This is a genomic window from Mycolicibacterium parafortuitum (assembly GCF_002086815.1).
Lineage (GTDB): Bacteria > Actinomycetota > Actinomycetes > Mycobacteriales > Mycobacteriaceae > Mycobacterium > Mycobacterium parafortuitum.
On sequence record NZ_MVID01000026.1, the window covers coordinates 23,158 to 43,082 of the forward strand.

13 protein-coding genes are annotated in these 19,925 nt (G+C 65.2%); 9 read left to right on the plus strand and 4 right to left on the minus strand.

Annotated elements, in window-relative coordinates; translation table 11 throughout:
• Positions 1-70: 70 nt before the first annotated feature.
• On the plus strand, positions 71-619 hold the full coding sequence (locus BST38_RS22855; RefSeq protein WP_083145777.1) for a sigma-70 family RNA polymerase sigma factor: 549 nt from the start codon (positions 71-73) through the stop codon (positions 617-619).
• Between the two features lie 74 nt (positions 620-693).
• On the opposite strand, the gene BST38_RS22860 is transcribed toward BST38_RS22855, so the two are convergent.
• Positions 694-1,557: an alpha/beta fold hydrolase gene (locus BST38_RS22860; protein WP_083145778.1), complete on the minus strand. Its 864-nt coding sequence runs from the start codon at positions 1,555-1,557 to the stop codon at positions 694-696.
• 85 nt (positions 1,558-1,642) lie between these two features.
• Between BST38_RS22860 and BST38_RS22865 the strand changes: the two genes are divergently transcribed.
• Entirely contained in the window at positions 1,643-2,146 is a 504-nt protein-coding gene (locus tag BST38_RS22865; RefSeq protein ID WP_083145779.1) for a CGNR zinc finger domain-containing protein, read from the plus strand.
• A gap of 8 nt (positions 2,147-2,154) precedes the next feature.
• Here the strand turns inward: BST38_RS22865 and BST38_RS22870 are convergent, their stop codons facing one another.
• Complete coding sequence (locus BST38_RS22870; RefSeq protein ID WP_083145780.1) at positions 2,155-3,282, minus strand: AI-2E family transporter; 1,128 nt, start codon at positions 3,280-3,282, stop codon at positions 2,155-2,157.
• 68 nt (positions 3,283-3,350) lie between these two features.
• Between BST38_RS22870 and BST38_RS22875 the strand changes: the two genes are divergently transcribed.
• Complete coding sequence (locus BST38_RS22875; protein ID WP_083145781.1) at positions 3,351-3,926, plus strand: carboxymuconolactone decarboxylase family protein; 576 nt, start codon at positions 3,351-3,353, stop codon at positions 3,924-3,926.
• A gap of 82 nt (positions 3,927-4,008) precedes the next feature.
• Here the strand turns inward: BST38_RS22875 and BST38_RS22880 are convergent, their stop codons facing one another.
• Entirely contained in the window at positions 4,009-4,908 is a 900-nt protein-coding gene (locus BST38_RS22880; protein ID WP_083145782.1) for a sigma-70 family RNA polymerase sigma factor, read from the minus strand.
• Positions 4,909-4,962: 54 nt separating this feature from the next.
• Here BST38_RS22880 and BST38_RS22885 point away from each other — a divergent pair, with 54 nt between their 5' ends.
• The 3 genes from BST38_RS22885 to BST38_RS22895 all read left to right on the plus strand — a co-directional run bounded on the left by BST38_RS22885 (position 4,963) and on the right by BST38_RS22895 (position 15,075).
• Entirely contained in the window at positions 4,963-6,474 is a 1,512-nt protein-coding gene (locus tag BST38_RS22885; RefSeq protein WP_083145783.1) for an APC family permease, read from the plus strand.
• A 15-nt stretch (positions 6,475-6,489) separates the two neighbouring features.
• Positions 6,490-7,350 (plus strand): universal stress protein, encoded by an 861-nt coding sequence (locus tag BST38_RS22890; RefSeq protein WP_083145784.1) that lies wholly within the window; start codon positions 6,490-6,492, stop codon positions 7,348-7,350.
• Between the two features lie 213 nt (positions 7,351-7,563).
• The gene (locus BST38_RS22895; protein ID WP_083145785.1) at positions 7,564-15,075 is read left to right on the plus strand and encodes an Ig-like domain-containing protein; all 7,512 of its coding nucleotides are present in this window, start codon (positions 7,564-7,566) and stop codon (positions 15,073-15,075) included.
• 343 nt (positions 15,076-15,418) lie between these two features.
• Here BST38_RS22895 and BST38_RS22900 read toward each other — a convergent pair whose 3' ends face one another.
• Positions 15,419-16,894 carry a gamma-aminobutyraldehyde dehydrogenase gene (locus BST38_RS22900; RefSeq protein ID WP_083145786.1) on the minus strand — a complete coding sequence of 492 codons (1,476 nt, stop codon included), beginning with the start codon at positions 16,892-16,894 and terminating at the stop codon, positions 15,419-15,421.
• A gap of 121 nt (positions 16,895-17,015) precedes the next feature.
• On the opposite strand from BST38_RS22900, the gene BST38_RS22905 reads away from it, so the two are divergent.
• From BST38_RS22905 to BST38_RS22915, 3 genes are read left to right on the plus strand one after another with little or no spacing between them, the layout of a single operon-like run.
• Complete coding sequence (locus BST38_RS22905) at positions 17,016-17,537, plus strand: Lrp/AsnC family transcriptional regulator (RefSeq protein WP_083145843.1); 522 nt, start codon at positions 17,016-17,018, stop codon at positions 17,535-17,537.
• On the plus strand, positions 17,534-18,922 hold the full coding sequence (locus BST38_RS22910) for an aspartate aminotransferase family protein (protein WP_083145787.1): 1,389 nt from the start codon (positions 17,534-17,536) through the stop codon (positions 18,920-18,922). The genes BST38_RS22905 and BST38_RS22910 overlap by 4 nt, the downstream gene beginning before the upstream one ends.
• The gene (locus tag BST38_RS22915) at positions 18,923-19,924 is read left to right on the plus strand and encodes an SMP-30/gluconolactonase/LRE family protein (RefSeq protein WP_083145788.1); all 1,002 of its coding nucleotides are present in this window, start codon (positions 18,923-18,925) and stop codon (positions 19,922-19,924) included. It abuts the gene before it with no gap.
• Position 19,925 lies beyond the last annotated feature (1 nt).

Genomic DNA, 19,925 nt, shown 5'->3' on the forward strand with positions numbered 1-19,925 from the left:
TGCGGCAGACGGCTGCGCTCAGGGATGGTCAAAAGGTTGATTCATCCCGCCCGCAGACCCGAGGAGCGCCATGCCTGAGGGCACCGACGAACTGCATGCCCGATTCCTGCGTGAAGCGGTTCCGCTGGCCGACCGTCTGGCAGCAAGGGCGCTCAGCCTCACCCGCGACCGACATGATGCCGAAGACCTGCTCCAGGAGACGATGCTGTTCGCCTACAACGGATTCCACTCTTATCAGGACGGCACCAATCTGAGGGCCTGGTTGATGCGCATCATGCACAACAGGTGGGTGAGTCAGTGCCGCAGACGCGCGAGCCGGCCCGAGACGAGCGTCGGAGACTTCACCGACGACTCGTGGGGCGATGCGGTCGCCGTCCCATCGGCCGAGACTTCAGCGATGGCAGCAATGTTCGACGGCGACCTGCACACCGCGCTGATGGGCCTGCAAGACGATACGCGCACGGTTGTCTTCTACGTGTACTTCGCGGACCTGCCGCATCAGCAGGTCGCGCGGCTGCTGGGCGTGCCCGCCGGAACGGTGATGTCGCGGGCTCACCGGGGGCGCCGCCAGTTGCGTGCCACGCTGGCGGACCTCGCGCGCAGGGTCTCCGCCGCTTAAGGCAGTCACGAAGGTCTCACCGGACTGGTCGGCGCTGTGGACGTTGGCTGCCCAGCAGATCACCCGCCGCCGAATCACATTCGCCGGGAAAGGAAGTCGCGGATCAACTCGGTCACTGCGGCCAGGTCGCTCTCCAGCAGGAAGTGGCCGCCGTCGCGCAGGTGGATCTCGGCGTCGGCCGCGTCCTCGGCGAACGCCCGCGCACCGTCGGGACCGAAGAACGGGTCCTTGTCGCCCCACACCGCAAGCACCGGAACGCCGCTCGCGCGCAGGTAGTCGTGCAGCGCCGGGTAGATCTTCGGGTTGGTCGCATAGTCGAGGAACAGCTTGAGCTGGATCCTGTCGTTGCCGGGCCGCGACAGCAGCGCGTAGTCATGGTGCCAGGTGTCGGGGCTGATGACGGACTCGTCGGGCACCCCGGTCAGGTACTGTGCGCGGGTCGCCTCCAGCGTGAGGAACTGGCGTAGCGCGGTTTCGGTCTCCGGTGTCTGCTCGCGCTGGTAGTTCCATACCGGCACCCAGCCGTCGGTGACGAAGCCGGCGTCGTAGCCGTTGCCGTTCTGCGTGATGATCGCGGTGAGGGCCTGCGGGTCGCGCAGCGCCAGCCGCCAGCCGACCGGGGCGCCGTAATCCTGCACGTAGATGGCGTACCGGGTGACGCCGAGCTGGGCCAGCAGACCCGCGACGGACTCGGCGAGTGCGTCGAAGGTGTAGTCGAACTCCTCGACACTCGGCGCGTCGGAGTACCCGAAGCCCAGAAAATCCGGGGCGATGACGCGGTAGCGGTCCGCCAGCTCGGGGATCAGGTTGCGGAACATGAACGAACTTGTCGGAAACCCGTGCAGCAGAACGACGACCGGAGCATCGGGTGCGCCCGACTCCCGGTAGAAGACCTGGCGGCCGCCCACGGTGGCGAAGCGGTGGTGCACGTCGACCATGACTAACTTCCTTTCATAGTTTTACTGGTTAGTCACAGTGAACGCCCGATCGTGTAACCTGTCAATAGCCTTTTGGAGGTTAGACATGGATGTGTGTGTGACGACCGTCGAAGACGACGCGTTCCTGCTCGACCTGCTGAACACGACGCCGGTGATCGACGGGGTGCCGACCGACCTCCTGCCCGACCGCGCGACCGCCGCCGAGTGGATGTCCGCGCACGGTCTGACGACGAGCACCAAGGAGTGGTCCGCGCTGGTCGAGGCCCGGTCGGCATTGCAGGCGGTGGTCCGCGGCGAGGAGACCGCGCAGGTGCTCCAACCGTTCGTCGCCGGTGTGCGGCTCACCCCGTCGGTGACGCCGGACGGGCTGGACTGGACGCTGGAGCACACCAGCGGCGCGGCGCGGGCGGTCCTGGCGTGGGACGGTCTGCGCATCCACAGCCCGGGACGCCTGCGGCCGTGCGCCAACACCGAATGCCAACTGTTCCTGATCGATCGCAGCAAGCCGAACACTGCGCGCTGGTGCTCGATGTCGCTATGCGGGAACCGGATGAAGGTGCGCCGTCATTACCGGCGCAGTCGCGGCTGAGGTCCGGGTCAGGGCGCGGCGGCGTTCTCCCCGGCCTGTTCGGCGACCTGCTCGCCGTAGTAGCGCAGCACCACCGCGACCGTCGCGGCGACCGGAACCGCGAGGAACGCGCCGATCACCCCGAACAACGACGCCCCCAGCATGACCGCCAGCAGCACGATCACCGCGTGCAGCTTCATCGACTTCGACTGCAGCCACGGCTGCAACACGTTGCCCTCGAGCTGCTGCACGGCGAGGATGATCGCCAGCACGATCAGCGCGTTGACCGGGCCGTTCGACACCAGGGCGATCAGCACTGCGAGACCGCCGGCGACGAACGCGCCGACGATCGGGATGAACCCGCCGATGAACGTGATGATGGCCAACGCGTACGCCAACGGCACTCCGAGGATCACCAACCCGATGCCGATCAGCACCGCATCGACCAGGCTGACCAGCGCCTGGGTCCGAATGAAGCCCCCCAGCGTGGACCAGATCCGGCCGAGTACTGAGCTCAGGTGCGGACCCGAGGGCTCTCCGACGGTGCGCCGCAGCCACGGCAGGAACCCCGGGCCGTCCTTGAGGAAGAAGAAGACCACGACGATCGTCGTGAACAACGTGACCAGCGCCGACGTCGCGGCGCTCACACCGGTGAACACCCCGGCCGCGATCTGCGCGCTGCTGGAGCTGAGCCGGTCATTGATCGCCGCGACCGCCGAATTGAGTTGTTCCTCACCGATGTTCAGCGGCGGCCCGCCGAGCCAGTCCCGCACCTGCACCACGCCGGCGGATGCCTGCTGGGCGAGTTCACCGGACTGCCCGATGATCGCGGGCGCGACAGCGGCGACCGCGCCGGCCACCACCCCGACGGCGACCAGCAGCACCAGCAGCGTCGCCGCGGCGGGCGGCACGCCTTTGTCGCGCAGCCAGCGCACCGGTGGCCACAGCACCGTACACACGACCAGACCGAGCACCAGCGGAAGAACGACCACCCACGTCTTGCCGACCACCCAGGCGAGGATCCACAGGGCCGCGGCTACCGCGACGAACTGCACCGCCACCACCGCAGACGAGCGCAGGTGGGCGGCGAAGATCGTCCCGCGGCGGGGTTTCGACTCGGGATTCGACTCGGAATCTGACCTGGTCTGGGCGTCCACTCCCCCTTGATACCCGTCGCCGACCGATTCCACTGTCACGTTTCGTCGGCGCGTCTCGTCTTGATGACATGACGACGACAACACGTATCGAGCCCGTATCCCCACAGCGCGCCTCACTGATGACCCGGTTGATGTGGCGCTACGCCAAGCGCCGCTTCGGCGAGGTGCCCGAGCCGTTCGCGATCTACGCCCATCATTCGGGCGTGATGCTCGCCGGCGCGATGCACGAAGGTGTGCTGGAGAAGGCCTCCACCACGCTGCCGGCGAGCGTCCGCGAGCTCGCGGTGTACTGGACCGCCCGCCAGATCGGCTGCTCGTGGTGTGTCGACTTCGGCGCCATGCTGATGCGGCTGGAGGGTCTGGACATGGCGCGGCTCAGGGACATTGACGACTACGCGTCATCGCCGAGGTTCTCCGACGACGAGCGCGCCGCGATCGCCTACGCCGAGGCGATGACCACCGACCCGCACACCGTCACCGACGACCAGGTCGCCGATCTGCGCCGGCGCTTCGGCGACAAGGGTGTCATCGAGTTGACCTATCAGATCGGCGTGGAGAACATGCGGGCCCGCGTGAACGCCGCGCTGGGGATCACCGAGCAGGGCTTCAGCTCCGGCGACGCGTGCCGGGTGCCCTGGGCATGACTTTGACCGCGCGAGCGTGCGGGAAGTCCGACGTCGGCGCGGCGTGTTGCCCGCCGACACGCACGCTCGCGGACAAGGGGGGTCAAGGGGCGAGCGGCGACGCGGTGAACTTGTCCGGGTTGGCGATGTCGTAGATCGCGACCACCTTCCCGTCCCGCACGCTCAACGCCTGGATGCGGGGCATGATCGGGGGCGCGCCGTCGGTCGCGTCCGCACCCGGCGAGTACACCCCGAGTTCGCCGTTGACCAGACCGAGGGTGCCGCTGGCGAGCAGCCGTTGCGCGCCGTACTTGGCGCCGAGGCCGAGCAGGAAGCGCGCGACCTTGTCGGCGCCGTGGATGACCCGTGCCGCCGTCGGGGCCCGGCGGTTCGAGTCGCCGGTGAACGTGACGTCGGGGTGCAGCAGGGCCACCACCGCCGACAGGTCACCGGAAGCCATGGCGGACAACAGCTTTCCGACGACCTCGGCGTGATCCTCGGCCGGTGGCGGCGCGTCCGACACCGCGCGGCGGGCCCGGGAGGCCAGTTGCCGCGCCGCCTGCGGCGTCGCCCCGAGGACGTCAGCGATCTCGGAGAACGGCACCCCGAAACCGTCGTGCAGCACGAACGCGACCCGCTGATCCGGTGTCAGGTTCTCCAGCACCACCATCGCGGCGAACCGGGCGTCCTCGTCGGCGACCAACGCTGCCAACGGGTCAGCGCCGTCGAGGCCGGTCACCACCGGTTCGGGCAGCCACTCCCCGACGTAGGTCTCGCGCCGATGCGCCGCCGAACGCAGCCTGTCCAGCGCCAGTCGGCTCACCACCGTCGTCAGCCATGCCTTGAGATCACGGACCCCGGTCGCGCGGTTGGTCTCCCACCGCAGCCACGCGTCCTGGACGATGTCCTCGGCGTCGGTGACGGTGCCGGTGAGACGGTAGGCAACCGACAGCAGATACGGACGCATCTGCTCGAACTCCTCGACACGCGTGCTCGCGGTCATGGGTCGAGTGTAGATTCCGCCGTGCCGCGCCGGACGGAACCGTATATTGCGCAAATGGCGATCAAGGGGGACCCACCGGCGCCCGCCGTTGGCGGAAAAGGCCTGCAGGCGGGTGCGCTGGGCCTGGTCGGCAACGTGGTCATCGGCCTCGGCGCGGTGGCGCCGGCATACAGCCTGGCCGCGACCCTCGGCTATGTCGTCCTCGCCGTCGGGGATAAGGCGCCGTCGATGTTCGTGCTGGCGTTCATCCCGATGCTGCTGGTGGCGTTCGCGTACAAGGAACTGTCGCAGGACACCCCCGACTGTGGCACCACCTTCACGTGGGGAACGAAGGCCTTCGGCCCGTGGATCGGCTGGATCGGCGGGTGGGGGCTGGCGGTGTCGGCGATCATCGTGCTGGCCAACGTCTCTGAGATCGCCGCGATCTATCTGTACAACTTCTTCGGGTTGCACGACCTCGCCGAGAGCGTGCCCGCCACGGTGGCGCTGGGATGCTTCTTCATCGTCGCGATGACGCTGGTGTCCGCGCGCGGAATCGTGGTCAGCGAGCGGGTGCAGAACGTGTTGATCGCCATCCAGTTCGGCGTGCTGATCACCGTCAGCGTGATCGCGCTGATCCGGGTGTTCACCGGCACCGCCGGCGCCCAGGCCGTCACCCCGCAATGGTCCTGGCTGTGGCCCAGCGGGCTGGACGTGTCGTCGATCGCCGCTGCGGTGATCCTGTGCATCTTCATCTACTGGGGCTGGGACGCCTGCCTGGCCGTCGGTGAGGAGACCAAGGATCCGGGCAAGACGCCCGGTATCGCCGCGCTGGTCACCACCGTCATCCTGGTGTGCACGTATGTGCTGGTCGCCTACGCGTTGCAGTCCTTCGCCGGATTCGGTTACGTGGGGATCGGGTTGAACAACCCGAACAACACCGACGACGTCCTGACGGTGCTTGGAGAGCCGGTGGCCGGGGCGATCGCGGCGTCGGCGCTGCTGTTGACGGTGTCGGTGTCGGCGCTGTCGTCGACGCAGACGACGATCCTGCCGACTGCTCGCGGCACGCTGTCGATGGCGGTGTACGAGGCGATTCCGAAGCGGTTCGCCAGCGTGCATCCCCGGTACATGACGCCGGCGTTCGGCACGATCGTGATGGGGCTGTCGGCGCTGTTCTTCTATCTGGTGCTGAAGATGTTGTCGGAGAACGCGTTGCTCGACTCGGTGGCCTCGCTCGGGTTGGCGGTGGCGTTCTACTACGGCATCACCGCGTTCGCGTGTGTGTGGTACTTCCGCAGGACGCTGTTCAGCTCGGTGCGCAACCTGTTCTTCCGCGGGATCTTCCCGCTGCTCGGTGGCCTGTCCATGGTCGCCGCGTTCGGGATCAGCGCCAAGGACATGCTCCAGCCCGACTACGGGTACACCGCCTTCGGGCCGATCGGCGGAGTGTTCGTCCTCGGCGTGGGGATGCTGGTCCTGGGTATCCCGTTGATGCTGGCGTGCTTCGCGTTCGGGACCAAGCGGTTCTTCCGCGGTGAGACGTTGAACGCCGAAACCGAAGTCAAGGTGCCTGATACGTTCTAAAGGGAGAGTGCGGCAATGCATTTCACAGTCGGCTACCTCGCCACCCCGACCGGCGACGACGGGATCGCGCTGGCCAGCGCACTGGCCAAGACCTTCGGAGCCAGCGTGGACGTCGTGCTCGTCGTGCGGGAGGAGCTGCCCGACGGGCATCCCGGCCACTTGCAGTACCAGCAGATGCTTGTACGCCGCGGCGAGGAGTGGGTCGCCAAGGCGGTGGAGACGCTGGCCGTCGACGGAGTCAGCGCCGGGTCTGCGGTGATCGTCGGGGAGTCGTTCGCGCAGACACTGGTCGAATTCGCCGAGTCCAAGTCCTCGGATCTGATCGTGGTCGGCGGCGCCCGCGACGGGTTCTTCGGCAGGCACACCATCGGGCCGGTAACCGGTGCGCTGCTGCACATTTCGCCGATCCCGGTGGCGCTGGCGCCGCGCGGATACGCCGAGGATCCCGACGACAAGATCGAGGCACTGACCGCGGCCATCCCGACGCGGCCCGGCGACGACAACCCGCTGCCGTTCACGATCCGATTGGCAGCGCTGGCGGCGCTGCGGGTGCGGATGCTGTCGCTCGTGTCGGCGGAGAACCTGGCCGAGGCGAGCAGTGCGCGTGAAGTTCGGGGGCTGCAGCGTGCGGCCGCCGAAGAGAACCTGGCGGTGGCGGCGCGGGCGCTGCCGGACGCGCCCGAGATCGAGTCGTTGGTGGCCGACGGGATGACGCTGGAGTCGGCGTTGAAGAAGCTCAAGTGGGACGACGGGGACCTACTCGTGGTCGGCTCGTCGCGGTTCGCGGCACCGAAGCGGATCTTTCTCGGATCGACCGCGTCGAGGATCCTGGCGGGGGTGGATGTGCCGGTGATTGTGGTGCCGCGGGAGGGATAATTTTGTTTGTTACTGCAAACACCTGACCCACATCCACCGTCGTCCGAACGTATGAATTTGCATTCTCTAGCCGTAAACCTGCAGGTCAATGCGCCAGAACAATTTACGTTCGAGATAATTGAGGTATCGATCCGGCCAGTATGGACTGTTGCTCCCTGTTAACGTCTGCCCCGAATTGACCGCGGTGGGTCACGTCAATGGGGGGCATTGGCCATGGGTTATGCGAAGTATGTCGGCCGGGTTGGGGCATTGGCGCTGGCGTTGGGTATCGGGACTGCGGTCGCCACGCCGGCATGGGCCGAGTCGCCCAACAGCAACGAATCGACCGCCGCGGAGAGCAAGTCTCCACAGAAGCCACTCCAGCGGCGCGGCGGCACGGCTCCGGACTCCAGCGCGCCTGCGGATGATCGCTCCGACACAGCCGGGACCTCCGACAGTTCTGGCACTTCGGATGCCGACGACTCCGCGGGATCGGACAACGAATCCGCCGACGTCGAGACCGAGCTCGATGACATCGACGAGCTGGTGGACGAACCGGACGAGGTCCTCGTCGAGGAGTTCGACGAATCCACCGGAGCACGCCCCGAATCATCCTCGACCGACGTAGAAGCGGGCGCAGAGACACCCTCCGAGACCGCGGAAGCGACGGCATCCACCTCGCCGGATCCCGAACCCACCCCGCCGGCCGACGCCGCCGGCAACCACAACGACGGCGACGGCGACGGCGACGGCGACGGCGACGGCGACGACGAAGCCTCCGCCGTTGCCTACGCAGTCACGGGCGCCACCCCGCCGGCAGTCGTCCCCGCCCCCACCTACCTAGCGCCACAGCCCAAGACGCCCGTCGGCGTCATCCTTGGCGGGCCTGTCGCGCTGCTGGACATCGCCGCAAAAGCGATCAACATGCTGTTCAACCCCGACCCAACGCTTCCCGGTGACTCCCCTATCCTGCTGGGCGTACTCGCGTTCGTCCGCCGCGAGATCCAACGCACGTTCTTCAACAGCTCCCCCACCGCCGCCGACGACACCGCCACCACCACCGAAACAGTCCCTACCCGGATCACGGTGCTCGACAACGACACCGACCCGAACCCGGGCGATATTCTCACCATCACCAGCCACACCCAAGCCGCCAACGGCGCCGTCACCCTCAATCCCGACGGCAGCTTCACCTACACCCCCAACACCGGCTTCAGCGGCACCGACACCTTCACCTACACCCTTTCCGACGAAGCCAGCGCATGGCACGTCCACGGACTGGCCAGCCTCCTCAAAGGCCACAAGTCGATCGCGACCGTCACCATCACCGTCACCGCAGCCCCGGTGAACGAATCACCCTCAGCCACCGATGATTCCGCTATCACCGCCGAAGATGCCGTCGTAGTGATCGATGCGGTGGCCAACGACGCCGATCCCGACGGCGATGACATCTCGATCTCCGATGTCGGCACGCCGGCGCACGGAACCGTCGCCATCCTTGACGGCAAGATCACCTATACCCCCGAGCCGGACTTTCACGGCACGGACAGCTTCACCTACACCATCACCGACGGCAGCCTCACCGACACCGCTACCGTGACCGTCACCGTCACACCGGTCAACGATGCCCCGGTCGCGGTCAGCGACACCGTCACCGTCGCGGGCAACTCCAGCGGCAACGCCATCAACGTGCTCGGCAACGACACCGACCCCGACACCACCGACTCGCTGACCGTGACCGTGCTGGGAGCTCCCAGTCAGGGCGGGACCGTCGCGATCAACCCCGACAAAACGATCGCTTACACCCCCGCCACCGGCTTCTCCGGAACCGAGACGTTCACCTACACGGTCTCCGACGGCACCGCAGTCTCCGTCGGGACCGTCACCGTTACCGTCACTCCGGTGGTACCGGTCAACAAACCACCGGTCGCCAAAGACGACACCTTCACCATGCCGCCCGGAGCTGCCTCGGCCACGGTCAACGTGGTCGCCAACGACACCGATGCTGACGGCGACACCCTGTCGGTCACCGCAGTCACGGGCGCGACCAACGGCGCCACCAGCTTCGCCGGCGGCACCATCACCTACACCCCCACCGAAGGCTTCGCCGGCGCCGAGGTGCTGACTTACACGGTGTCCGACGGAACCGCCACCACCACTGCGACCCTGACGATCACCGTCCCCGCCGTTACCCCGATCAACCAAGCGCCGATCGCGGTCGACGACACCGCCACCACAGTCGAGGCCACCCCGGTGGTGATCGCGGTCCTGGCCAACGACACCGACCCGGACGGCGACACGTTGACGATCACCGAAGTCTCTATCCCGAACCACGGCGCCGCCAACATCGCTGACGGCACCATCACCTACATACCCGCGGCGGGCTTCTCCGGCACCGACACCTTTACCTACACCGTCACCGACGGCGTACTCACCAGCACCAGCACCGTGGCCGTTTCCGTCCTCGAACTGCCTCCCACATCGTCGGAGGTGACACCCGTCGGCCTCGTTACCACGGTTGAGGCAGCCGGCCTCTCCGGTATTTATGGGATCGCGGGTGCGCCGGACGGCTCGCTGTTCGTGACGGCCATCGACACCGACGGGAATTTCATTCTGGGACGGGTAGCGACGGACGGGACAGTCACCAAGTTAGTGGACCTGCCCGGGATGTCGATCGGCATAGAGATCGGACCTGACGGCCGTGTCTACATCGCCGGCCTGACGAGTAAGACAGTGACAGCGTTCGATCCCGACAGTTTCGAATCCGAGCAAGTTGCCGAATTCGACGGTTACACGGTCGGACTCGCGTTCGACACTATAGGCAATCTTTACGTCAGTACGGCGAGAGTCGATGAGACCACCTCAGACACAACGGACAGTTCGCTTGTCATTATCAGGACAAACGGTTCACGGGAAACGATTGGAATACAGGGGCTATCCCCGGATGTGCACGTAGGTGCCGACGGACAGGTATACGCCAGCTACGTCAGCGGCTCCAACCCCAGCGCAGATGACTTCGTTGCTGGTGTCCTCACCGTCAATAGCGACGGCACCTTTGAACTAACACCACTACCCGGCTTCGGAATCCTTTACGGCGTTCAGTCTGGCCCAGACGGAACGCTGTTCATCGGCGACAGCAACAACAGCCTAAACATTCTGTACCCCAATGGAATCACCCGCGCCCTCTATCTTGGCACCCCAACGTACGGAATGACGTTTGGACGAGACGGCTGGCTGAACATTGCGAGCCCAACAACAAACGTCATCACGAAACTGCAGCCCGTCTATAACCCGACCAACAGTCACGCCCCCGTGATCCTGCACTCGGAATGGGAAGACTCTGACGAAGGCGGTCAGTCTGGTTTCGTCACCGCTGAGGACGCCGACGGCGACGTCCTCACCTATACAGTTGTGTCAGATATCGATCCGGCTATCGGCACGGTCGAAATCGAATGGGCACAGCACGTCGATCAGTCCACGACGGCTGGCGTATGGCGCTTCACGCCCACCCGGCAAGCGCGCATCGACGCATGGGCGGCACGCAACGACTCTGACGCCGAGAACCTCACGGTCACTTTCACGATCGCCGTCTCTGACGGAGAACTGAGCGACGAAATCTCGGTCACGGTGGAGATCAGCCCGTATGAACCGTTCCAGCTTTCGGACCCCGCCTATACCGTCTATTTCGATACCGAGACAGGGACCTTCACCGGAACAGTGAACGTCATCGCCGACGACAGCTATGGCGTTCGGTACGTACTGCGCGATACCCCTAGTTCCGCATCCGGCCAGGTGGTAGTCGATTCTTCCACTGGTTCGTGGGATTTCACTCCGAGCACAGCAGCATTGGTAGCCGCTTACAGCAACGCAGCACCAGTGGTGGCAGAGTTCACCATCGAGGTGACCGACGGCAGAACAACTATACCGGTACGCGTGCCCGTGTCCGTGCCCGTACCCGTGTCTGCCGATGCCCTGGTAGGGCTGCTCGCGCAGGACGGCAGCCGGCCCTCTGGTGTGGCCGTCGCTGCTGACGGCACCGTTTACATCATCAACTCCGGCGCGAACACGCTCTCGGTTCTCAGTTCAGACCGCTCAGCGATCGCCTCGACCATCCACGTCGGCGCCTCGCCAAGTGCTGTCAGCGTGGCACCCGACGGCCGAGTCTGGGTCGCCAACGGCGCCGACGGTACCGTCATGGTGCTGGACCGTACGGGCACCGTCGTCCTTACCACGATCGACGTGGGTTCGGCCCCAACAGCTCTCACTCACGGTCTAGAAGGCGCGGTGTACGTGGCGAATGCCGGCGACGGCACCGTCAGCGTTATCGACTCGACCACTGACCAGCTCGAGCGCACAATTACTGTTGGGGGCACACCGATCAGCATCGCTGCCGGACCAGATGGACGCATTTACATTGCCGATTTCAGCGGATCGGTAGTCACGGTAGTTAACCCCGCCCATGCGGATGCTGCACTCACATCGATCGACACGGCAGATGCGAACCCTTTCGGCATCGCTGTGGCCGCTGACGGCACTGTCTACGTCACCCATCCGCTCGACGGCACTGTCAGGGTGCTCACACCAAGCGCTGGAGGTTATATCGCCCGGACTCTCACGGTGGGAGCCGTTCCCTCAGCGATCGCGCTCGGCGTCGACGGTTTCATCTACGTGATCGACCAAGAGACCAACGCCGTCACCGCAATCGACCCTCGAACCTTCGCCACCACGGTCATCACCACAGGCATCGAACCGAATGGTATTGCAGTCGGGCCCAACGGAGACCTGTACGTCACCACGGGGACGTCGAACACCTTGGACATCATCACCGTCCAAGATTTTTCAAGGGCAAGTGTCCCCGTAGAGGTAAGTCCCAACACAGTAGAGATCGACGCCTACGGCAACATCAGCGTCACCAACAACTACGACAACACCGTCTCGGTAATCATCCACCCAACCACCGGTACCGCTACCTCCGCCGCATGGCTCCCTGCGCACTTAAGCACGACAACCGGAACAGTAATCGCGGGCGAGCCCATCAACGTGACCGCCACAGCTACCGGCTACACGCTCACCAATTGGGACATCAACCGCGTCATTTCCAGCCCAGATAGCCAATACGCCTACTTCGACTCATACGAGGGCTGGGTTACGGCCATTCACCTCGCCACCGGTACTGGAGCGACATTCGCCGGCTGGCGCACGGAATCGATCGTGCTGATCAGCCCCGACGGCAGCTACGCGTACCTCCAGAACGATGACGGCGACGTGCTCGTAATCAACCCTGCCTCCGGCACCGGGTTGACCTTCGACGCCGGCCTTGTCGACATCAAGCGGCTTCATGTCAGCCCCGACGGCAGCTACGCCTTAATCATGAATCTATGGAATGACATGCTGATGATAGACGTCGCCTCCGGCACCGCAACGACCTTCAGGTTCCAGCAACCCGTCTATACCCTTTTCGGAGACATGGCGATCAGTCCCGATAGCCGCTACGCCTACGTTCGTACGGATTACGAAATTCTTCTCGTTGACACCGCATCTGGCACCGCGGCGACCATCGAAGATCCGGATCTCGTCGGGAGTTATACCGTCGGGGGGAGCTGGAAAACCATGGCTATGATCAGCCCCGACAGCCGCTACGCCTACGTCGCTTCATCTGGTGGGGTTATGGTCATCAACCCCACCACCGGCACTCACACCAAAATCCCCACCGATTCATATCCGGGAAGGATTGTGGTCAGCCCTGACAGCCGCTACGCCTACGCCCTTCTCGACAACGGTGGGGTTACCGTCATCAACCCCACCGCCGGCACCGCCGTCACAATCCCCACCATCGGCAATCGCTGGGATACGTCCCTCGTGATCAGCCCCGACAGCCGCTACGCCTACATCGCTTCACCTGGTGGGGTTACTGTCATCAACCCCACCACCGGCACTCACAGCAGAATCACCGAATACTCAGGGTCAGTCGTGGTCAGCCCCGACAGCCGTTACGCCTACGTCCGTTCACCCGAGGGCGTTATTGTCTTCAACCAAACCACCGGCACTCACACCAAAATCCCCACCGATTCATATCCGGGAAGGATTGTGGTCAGCCCCGACAGCCGCTACGCCTACGCCGTTTCGGGCAATGGGGTTACTGTCATCAACCCCACCACCGGCACCGCCCTCACAATCCCCACCGGCTCAAAACCGTTCAGCCTCGTGGTCAGCCCCGACGGGCCCGACAGCCGCTACGCCAGCCGCTACGCCTACGTTCGCTTGGAAAACGGATCGGTCATTGTTATCAACCCTATCGCCGGGACCCATACCACAATCTCAAACACTTACCACCGCTTTCCGTGGGCCGTCGAGATCAGCCCCGACGGCCACTGGGCCTACGTCAATACGCAGTGGGGCGTAAAGGTCTTCAACCCGTTCAGCGACTCAGCGGACGTAATCTATCTTCCCGATTCCGCAGGATCGGCGAGTGACCTCCAATCATACGTGCTCAGTGTTCAAGACAGCCGCTACGCAATTGTCATAGCGAGGTGGAACGGCGGGTGGAACGAGGGAGCAGCAATCGTGGACCCCGTCCGAGGGGTCACCGTCAAATTACCCGGCGAAGATAATGCCCGACAGTGGACACTGGTAAGCCCGGACGCTCGGTACGTCTACAGCTTCGTGGCCGATCGGCCCGCTGGTATTTCTGGCACGTTGCATGTGATCGATGTCGAGAAAACGCTTTTCCCGGAAGGAGTAATTGCCCCGTCTTATGGAACGTATACCACTGTAGATACCTCGATCGCCTTTGACCCCACAGAAGACGCCTTGGGCGGTTCCTACCATACGCATCCGGACTCGACGGTCATAGCCATATCCGCACCCAGTAACGGTACCGCCGTTCTCAACGGCTCTGAAATCACGTACACGCCTAACGCTGGCTACATCGGAAAGGACAGCTTCACCTACACCGCCGCATACGGGCCTACTACCGAGACCTCCACTATTTCCATAGACGTCAGGCCGAAGTATGACCCCCCCGTCTACGAGTCATACGATCGCGGACCGACCGGAATGGAGGACCTCTACACCAGATTGCGGGAAGCGATGGACGGAAAGAATGGCAAATCGCTCACGCACGGTATCTACACCGAACATGTTGTCGTTGATGGCCAGAAAGCCCTCATTGTGTACATCGCCGGCACCAAAGAGCGCTGGTTTGAGGGCGACCAGTCCAAAATAAGGAACCTGTCATCCGCATTGGGCATTGTGGACTGGGATCAGGTTGACGTCATTACCGCTGCGATGACAAGTCCAACGGAACCAATTCTGCTGGTGGGCTATAGCCAAGGCGGCATGGACGCCCAGAACATTGCGTTTAATGCAAGGGTGCTCGGCCTCAACCTGAAGGATCAGATCAAGGCAGTCGTCACTTTCGGGTCACCAGTTATCCAATACACCGGATACGGATACCCGACAGTACATCTGAGGGACCTGCTAGACCCCGTCCCCGCGATGGTTCCCCCCGTAGGGGCCTCGCTCCTACCAAACATTTTCACCTTGTTCAAGAGAGACGTCTATATCGCCACCAGCACAAATACTTTCGACTGGGGAGTTATTACCAACCTCGGCACTATCGGCGTCCACGGGGAGCTAAACACATATCAAGAAATCGGGAGGCAATTCGACTTCGATAAGTCATCACACTGGAATAAGCTGCGTAAAGCTTTAAGCGCCTTTCTTGACGGTCGAATCGCTTCCTGAGGACAGGGCGCTGCTGCCGATCGTGGACGCGACGGACCGCACCTACGGATTGCTGGACCCGTAGACATGCCAGATCGTGCAGCAGAAACAGGCGCCGCGGGAGGGGTTCGAGGTCTCTGAGCGCCGCACCTGCACGGTTGTAGACCCGTAGCGTTCCACGAGGTGCCTGCAGCTACCCGGCCGTCGCAACGACCGTTGTCAATTCGACCAGGGACTGTTCATGTTCACGCCCTCACGGGCCGTGCGCGACGCAGCCAGCACTACAACCGAATTCACGTTCGTCATCGACGCGGGTGACGATGATCCAGGTCACCGTCACTGCGCTGGCGGACGTCGCCTACGCCTAGCGCTTGGTGAAAATCGTCCTGTGCCAGTCCTTGTCGACCACGCCGGTGATGTCGCTCATCACGTGTTTGATCGACAGGTACTCCTCCAGCGAGTACTGGCTCATGTCCTTGCCGAAGCCCGACGCGCCGAAACCACCGTGCGGCATCTCCGAGATGATCGGAATGTGGTCGTTGATCCACACACAGCCGGCGTGGATCTCGCGTGAAGCCCGTTGCGCGCGATACACATCCCGCGTCCACGCCGACGCCGCCAACCCGTACTTGGTGTCGTTCGCCTGCCGGATCGCATCGTCATCATCGGTGAACGCTCGCACCGTCAACACCGGCCCGAAGATCTCGTCACGCCAAACCTCAGACGTCTCAGCCACATCCGCAATCAGCGTCGGCCGGTAGAACGACCCCGGGCCCTCCGGCGCGACGCCGCCAGTCACCACACGCCCGCCCTCCCCCGGCGCGCGCTCTACCATCCCGGCCACCTTCGCCCGATGCACAGCAGAGATCAGCGGACCCAGATCGGTGTCCGGATCGGCAGGGTCTCCGAGGACGATCTTCGACATCACCTCGGCGACGCCCGCCACGAAGTCGTCGTACAAACCCTGGGCGACGATCGCCCGCGTCGCCGCCGTGCAGTCCTGCCCGGTGTTGATCAACGCTCCGGCCACGGCCCCTTGGATCGCGGCGTCGAGGTCCGCGTCGTCGAACACCACGAACGGTGCCTTGCCGCCGAGTTCCAGCTGCGTGCGGTGCCCGTGCTGCGCCGCCGCCAGCATCACCCGCCGCCCCACCGGGGTCGACCCGGTGAACGTCACCATGTCCACGTCCGCGTGCCCGGCCAGCGCGGCGCCGACGTCGGCACCCGAACCGGTCACCACGTTCAGTACCCCGTCGGGCAGGCCGGCGTCGGCCGCCAGGCGCGCCAGCGTCAGCGTTGTCAACGGTGTGATCTCGGCAGGCTTGATCACCACCGAACAGCCCGCCGCCAGCGCCGGGATCACCTTCCACACCGCCATCTGCAGGGGATAGTTCCACGGCGTGATCGTCGCGACGACGCCGACGGCCTCGCGGCGGATCGACGACGTGTGGTCAGCGGAGTACTCCGCCGACGCCTTCCCCTCCAGGTGCCGGGCCGCGCCCGCGAAGAAGTCGATGTTGTCCACGCTGCCCGGGACGTCGAACTCGGTGGCCAGCCGCACCGGCTTGCCGGTCTGGCTGACCTCCTCGGCCACCAGCTCCGAGGTCGCGTCGTCGGCGAGTTTCGCCAGTTTGGCCAGCACCGCCGAGCGCTCGGCCGGGGTCGCCCGCTTCCACCCGGGCAGGGCCGCGCGCGCTGACGCGACGGCCCGGTCCACGTCACCCGGCTGTGCCAGCGCGAACTCGGCGACGGCCTCGCCGGTCGCGGGGTTGATCACGGTGTGTTGGGCGCCGCCGGTCTTCACCAGGGCGCCGTCGATCCAGCTGCTTGCGACAGTCATGCGCCAAACCTATCGCGCCTCGCCGCCGGAGGCTACGCATTACGGCACCGTCAGCGACCCCGAACAAGTGATTTCGCTGTCATGGTTGCCTGCCACGACGAATTCCGTGCACAATCTCTGCATGGCCAACCCCGGGTTACCGCATGCCGTCGGTCCCGTCTCCTTCCGCGTCAACGAGTCCCGCCCGGGCGCCGCGTTCCAGCTCGACGAACTGTCGAAGGCGATCATCGAGAAGCTCCAGCAGGACGGTCGCCGCTCCTACGCCGGTATCGGCAAGGCCGTCGGGCTGTCGGAGGCCGCGGTGCGCCAACGCGTCCAGCGCATGGTCGACGCCGGGGTCATGCAGATCGTCGCGGTCACCGATCCGATGCAGCTCGGGTTCGCCCGCCAGGCGATGATCGGCATCAAATGCACCGGCGACACCACCAAGGTCGCGCAGAAGCTCGCCGAGCTGCCGTCGGTCGACTACGTCGTGCTGACCGCGGGCTCGTTCGACGCGATCATCGAGGTTGTCTGCGAGGACGACGACAGCCTGCTCGAACTTCTCAACACCCAGATCCGCGCGCTACCGGGAGTGATATCCACCGAAACCCTTGTCTATCTGAAACTTGTTAAGCAGCAATACAATTGGGGTACACGATGACCATCATTTCCGAAACCGATCAGACCACCGCGTCCGATCTCGGCGCCAAGGCCAATCGCCACCTGTGGGGCCACTTCGCCCGCCACGGCGCCGGCATCACTCCGCCGATCATCACCCGCGGCGAGGGCGTGCACATCTACGACGACAAGGGCAAGCAGTACATCGACGGACTCTCCGGTCTGTTCGTCGTGCAGGTCGGCCACGGCCGTAAGGAGCTCGCCGAGGCCGCCGCCAAGCAGGCCGAGCAGCTGGCGTTCTTCCCGCTGTGGTCCTACGCCACCCCGACCGCGGTCGAGCTGGCCGAGCGCATCGCCGGCTACGCCCCCGGCGACCTGAACCGGGTGTTCTTCACCACCGGCGGCGGCGAGGCCGTCGAGAGTGCCTGGAAGCTGGCCAAGCAGTACTTCAAGCTGACCGGCAAGCCGGGTAAGCACAAGGTGGTGTCCCGCTCGATCGCCTACCACGGCACCCCGCAGGGCGCCCTGTCGATCACCGGCATCCCGGCGTTCAAGGCCCCGTTCGAGCCGCTGGTGCCGGGCGGCTTCCGCGCCCCGAACACCAACTTCTACCGGGCCCCCGCCGAATACGCCCACGACGAGAAGGTTTTCGGCCGCTACTGCGCCGATCGCATCGCCGAGGCCATCGAGTTCGAAGGTCCCGAGACGGTCGCCGCCGTCTTCCTGGAGCCGGTGCAGAACGCCGGCGGCTGCTTCCCGCCGCCGCCCGGATACTTCGAGCGGGTCCGCGAGATCTGCGACGAGTACGACGTGCTGCTGGTCTCCGACGAGGTGATCTGCGCCTACGGCCGGATCGGATCGATGTTCGCGTGCAACGACTTCAACTACGTGCCCGACATCATCACCTGCGCCAAGGGCCTGACCTCGGGCTACTCCCCGATCGGCGCGATGGTCGCCAGTGACCGGCTCTTCGAGCCGTTCAACGACGGGTCCACGGTGTTCGGTCACGGCTACACCTTCGGCGGGCACCCGGTGTCCTCCGCGGTCGCGCTGGCCAACCTCGACATCTTCGAGCGCGAGGGCCTCAACGACCGGGTCAAGCAGAACGCCCCGGCGTTCCGCGCGACGCTGGAGCAGCTGCTGGACCTGCCGATCGTCGGCGACGTCCGAGGTGAGGGCTACTTCTACGGCATCGAGCTGGTCAAGGACAAGACCACCAAGGAGACGTTCAACGACGAGGAGTCCGAGCGGTTGCTGCGCGGGTTCCTGACCCCTGCGCTGTGGGACGCCGGCCTGTACTGCCGCGCCGACGACCGTGGCGACCCAGTCGTGCAGCTGGCCCCGCCGCTGATCAGCGGGCAGGCCGAGTTCGACGCGATCTACGACATCCTGCGCAACGTGCTCACCGAGGCCTCGGCCCGGATGTAGGTGTCGAAACGACCCGTCGACCCGGTGCGCTGGCACGCACCGCCCGTCGACCCGCTCCCTGAATTCAGCGCAGCCGCACTGACATTGGTGCCGATACCGGGCGGTGAACCCGAGGACGTCGTCGTCGACGCCGACGGCTACCTGTGGGCCGGGGCGCTCGACGGGTCGATCGTGCGGTTGCGTCCCGACGGCACCGCACCCGAGATCGTCGCCAACACCGGCGGCCGGCCGCTGGGCCTGGGCTTCGCCCGGGACGGCCGGCTGCTGGTGTGCGACAGCCCGCGCGGACTGCTGGCGCTGGACACCGCCACCGGCAGGTTCGAGACGCTGGTGGCCTCGATCGACGGGCGGCCGCTGCTGTTCTGCTCGAACGTCACCGAAACCGCCGACGGCACGGTGTATTTCACCGAGTCGACGAGCGCGTTCACCATCGACCAGTACCTCGGCGCGATCCTGGAGGCCCGCGGCCGCGGCGCGCTGCACCGGCTCGACACCGACGGCCGGGTCACCACCGTGCTGGACGGGCTGTACTTCGCCAACGGGGTCACGCCCACCGTCGACGGGTCGGCGCTGGTGTTCGCCGAGACGCAGGGGCGCCGGCTGTCGAAGTACTGGCTGACCGGTCCCCGGGCCGGCACGGTGACGCCGCTCGCGGTGAACCTGCCCGCGATGCCCGACAACCTGTCCACCGGTGCGGACGGCCGGATCTGGTGTGCGATGGTCACCCCGGCCAACCCGCTCGCCGACCGGCTGGCGGCCGGACCGCCGGTGCTGCGCAAGGTGATCTGGCGGCTGCCCGCACGGCTGCAGCCCAAACCCGAGGCCGTCGTCTGGGCGGTCGCGTTCGACCCCGACAGCGGCGCGGCCGTCGCCGGCGTGCGGATGACGCATCCGGAGTTCAGCATGGCGACCGGGCTCGTCGAGGCCGGCGGCCGACTCTGGCTCGGCAGCATCGGAAGCCCGCACCTCGGGTCGGTAAATCTGGCCGCGACCGCGTTGTAGG

Bases quoted from the DNA above. Each gene is read 5' to 3' on its own strand.
- BST38_RS22890 (WP_083145784.1), top strand. From the start codon at position 6,490: ATGCATTTCACAGTCGGCTACCTCGCCACCCCGACCGGCGACGACGGG.
- BST38_RS22880 (WP_083145782.1), bottom strand. From the start codon at position 4,908: ATGACCGCGAGCACGCGTGTCGAGGAGTTCGAGCAGATGCGTCCGTAT.
- BST38_RS22895 (WP_083145785.1), top strand. From the start codon at position 7,564: ATGGGTTATGCGAAGTATGTCGGCCGGGTTGGGGCATTGGCGCTGGCG.
- BST38_RS22885 (WP_083145783.1), top strand. From the start codon at position 4,963: ATGGCGATCAAGGGGGACCCACCGGCGCCCGCCGTTGGCGGAAAAGGC.
- BST38_RS22855 (WP_083145777.1), top strand. From the start codon at position 71: ATGCCTGAGGGCACCGACGAACTGCATGCCCGATTCCTGCGTGAAGCG.
- BST38_RS22860 (WP_083145778.1), bottom strand. From the start codon at position 1,557: ATGGTCGACGTGCACCACCGCTTCGCCACCGTGGGCGGCCGCCAGGTC.
- BST38_RS22905 (WP_083145843.1), top strand. From the start codon at position 17,016: ATGGCCAACCCCGGGTTACCGCATGCCGTCGGTCCCGTCTCCTTCCGC.
- BST38_RS22910 (WP_083145787.1), top strand. From the start codon at position 17,534: ATGACCATCATTTCCGAAACCGATCAGACCACCGCGTCCGATCTCGGC.
- BST38_RS22865 (WP_083145779.1), top strand. From the start codon at position 1,643: ATGGATGTGTGTGTGACGACCGTCGAAGACGACGCGTTCCTGCTCGAC.
- BST38_RS22875 (WP_083145781.1), top strand. From the start codon at position 3,351: ATGACGACGACAACACGTATCGAGCCCGTATCCCCACAGCGCGCCTCA.
- BST38_RS22900 (WP_083145786.1), bottom strand. From the start codon at position 16,894: ATGACTGTCGCAAGCAGCTGGATCGACGGCGCCCTGGTGAAGACCGGC.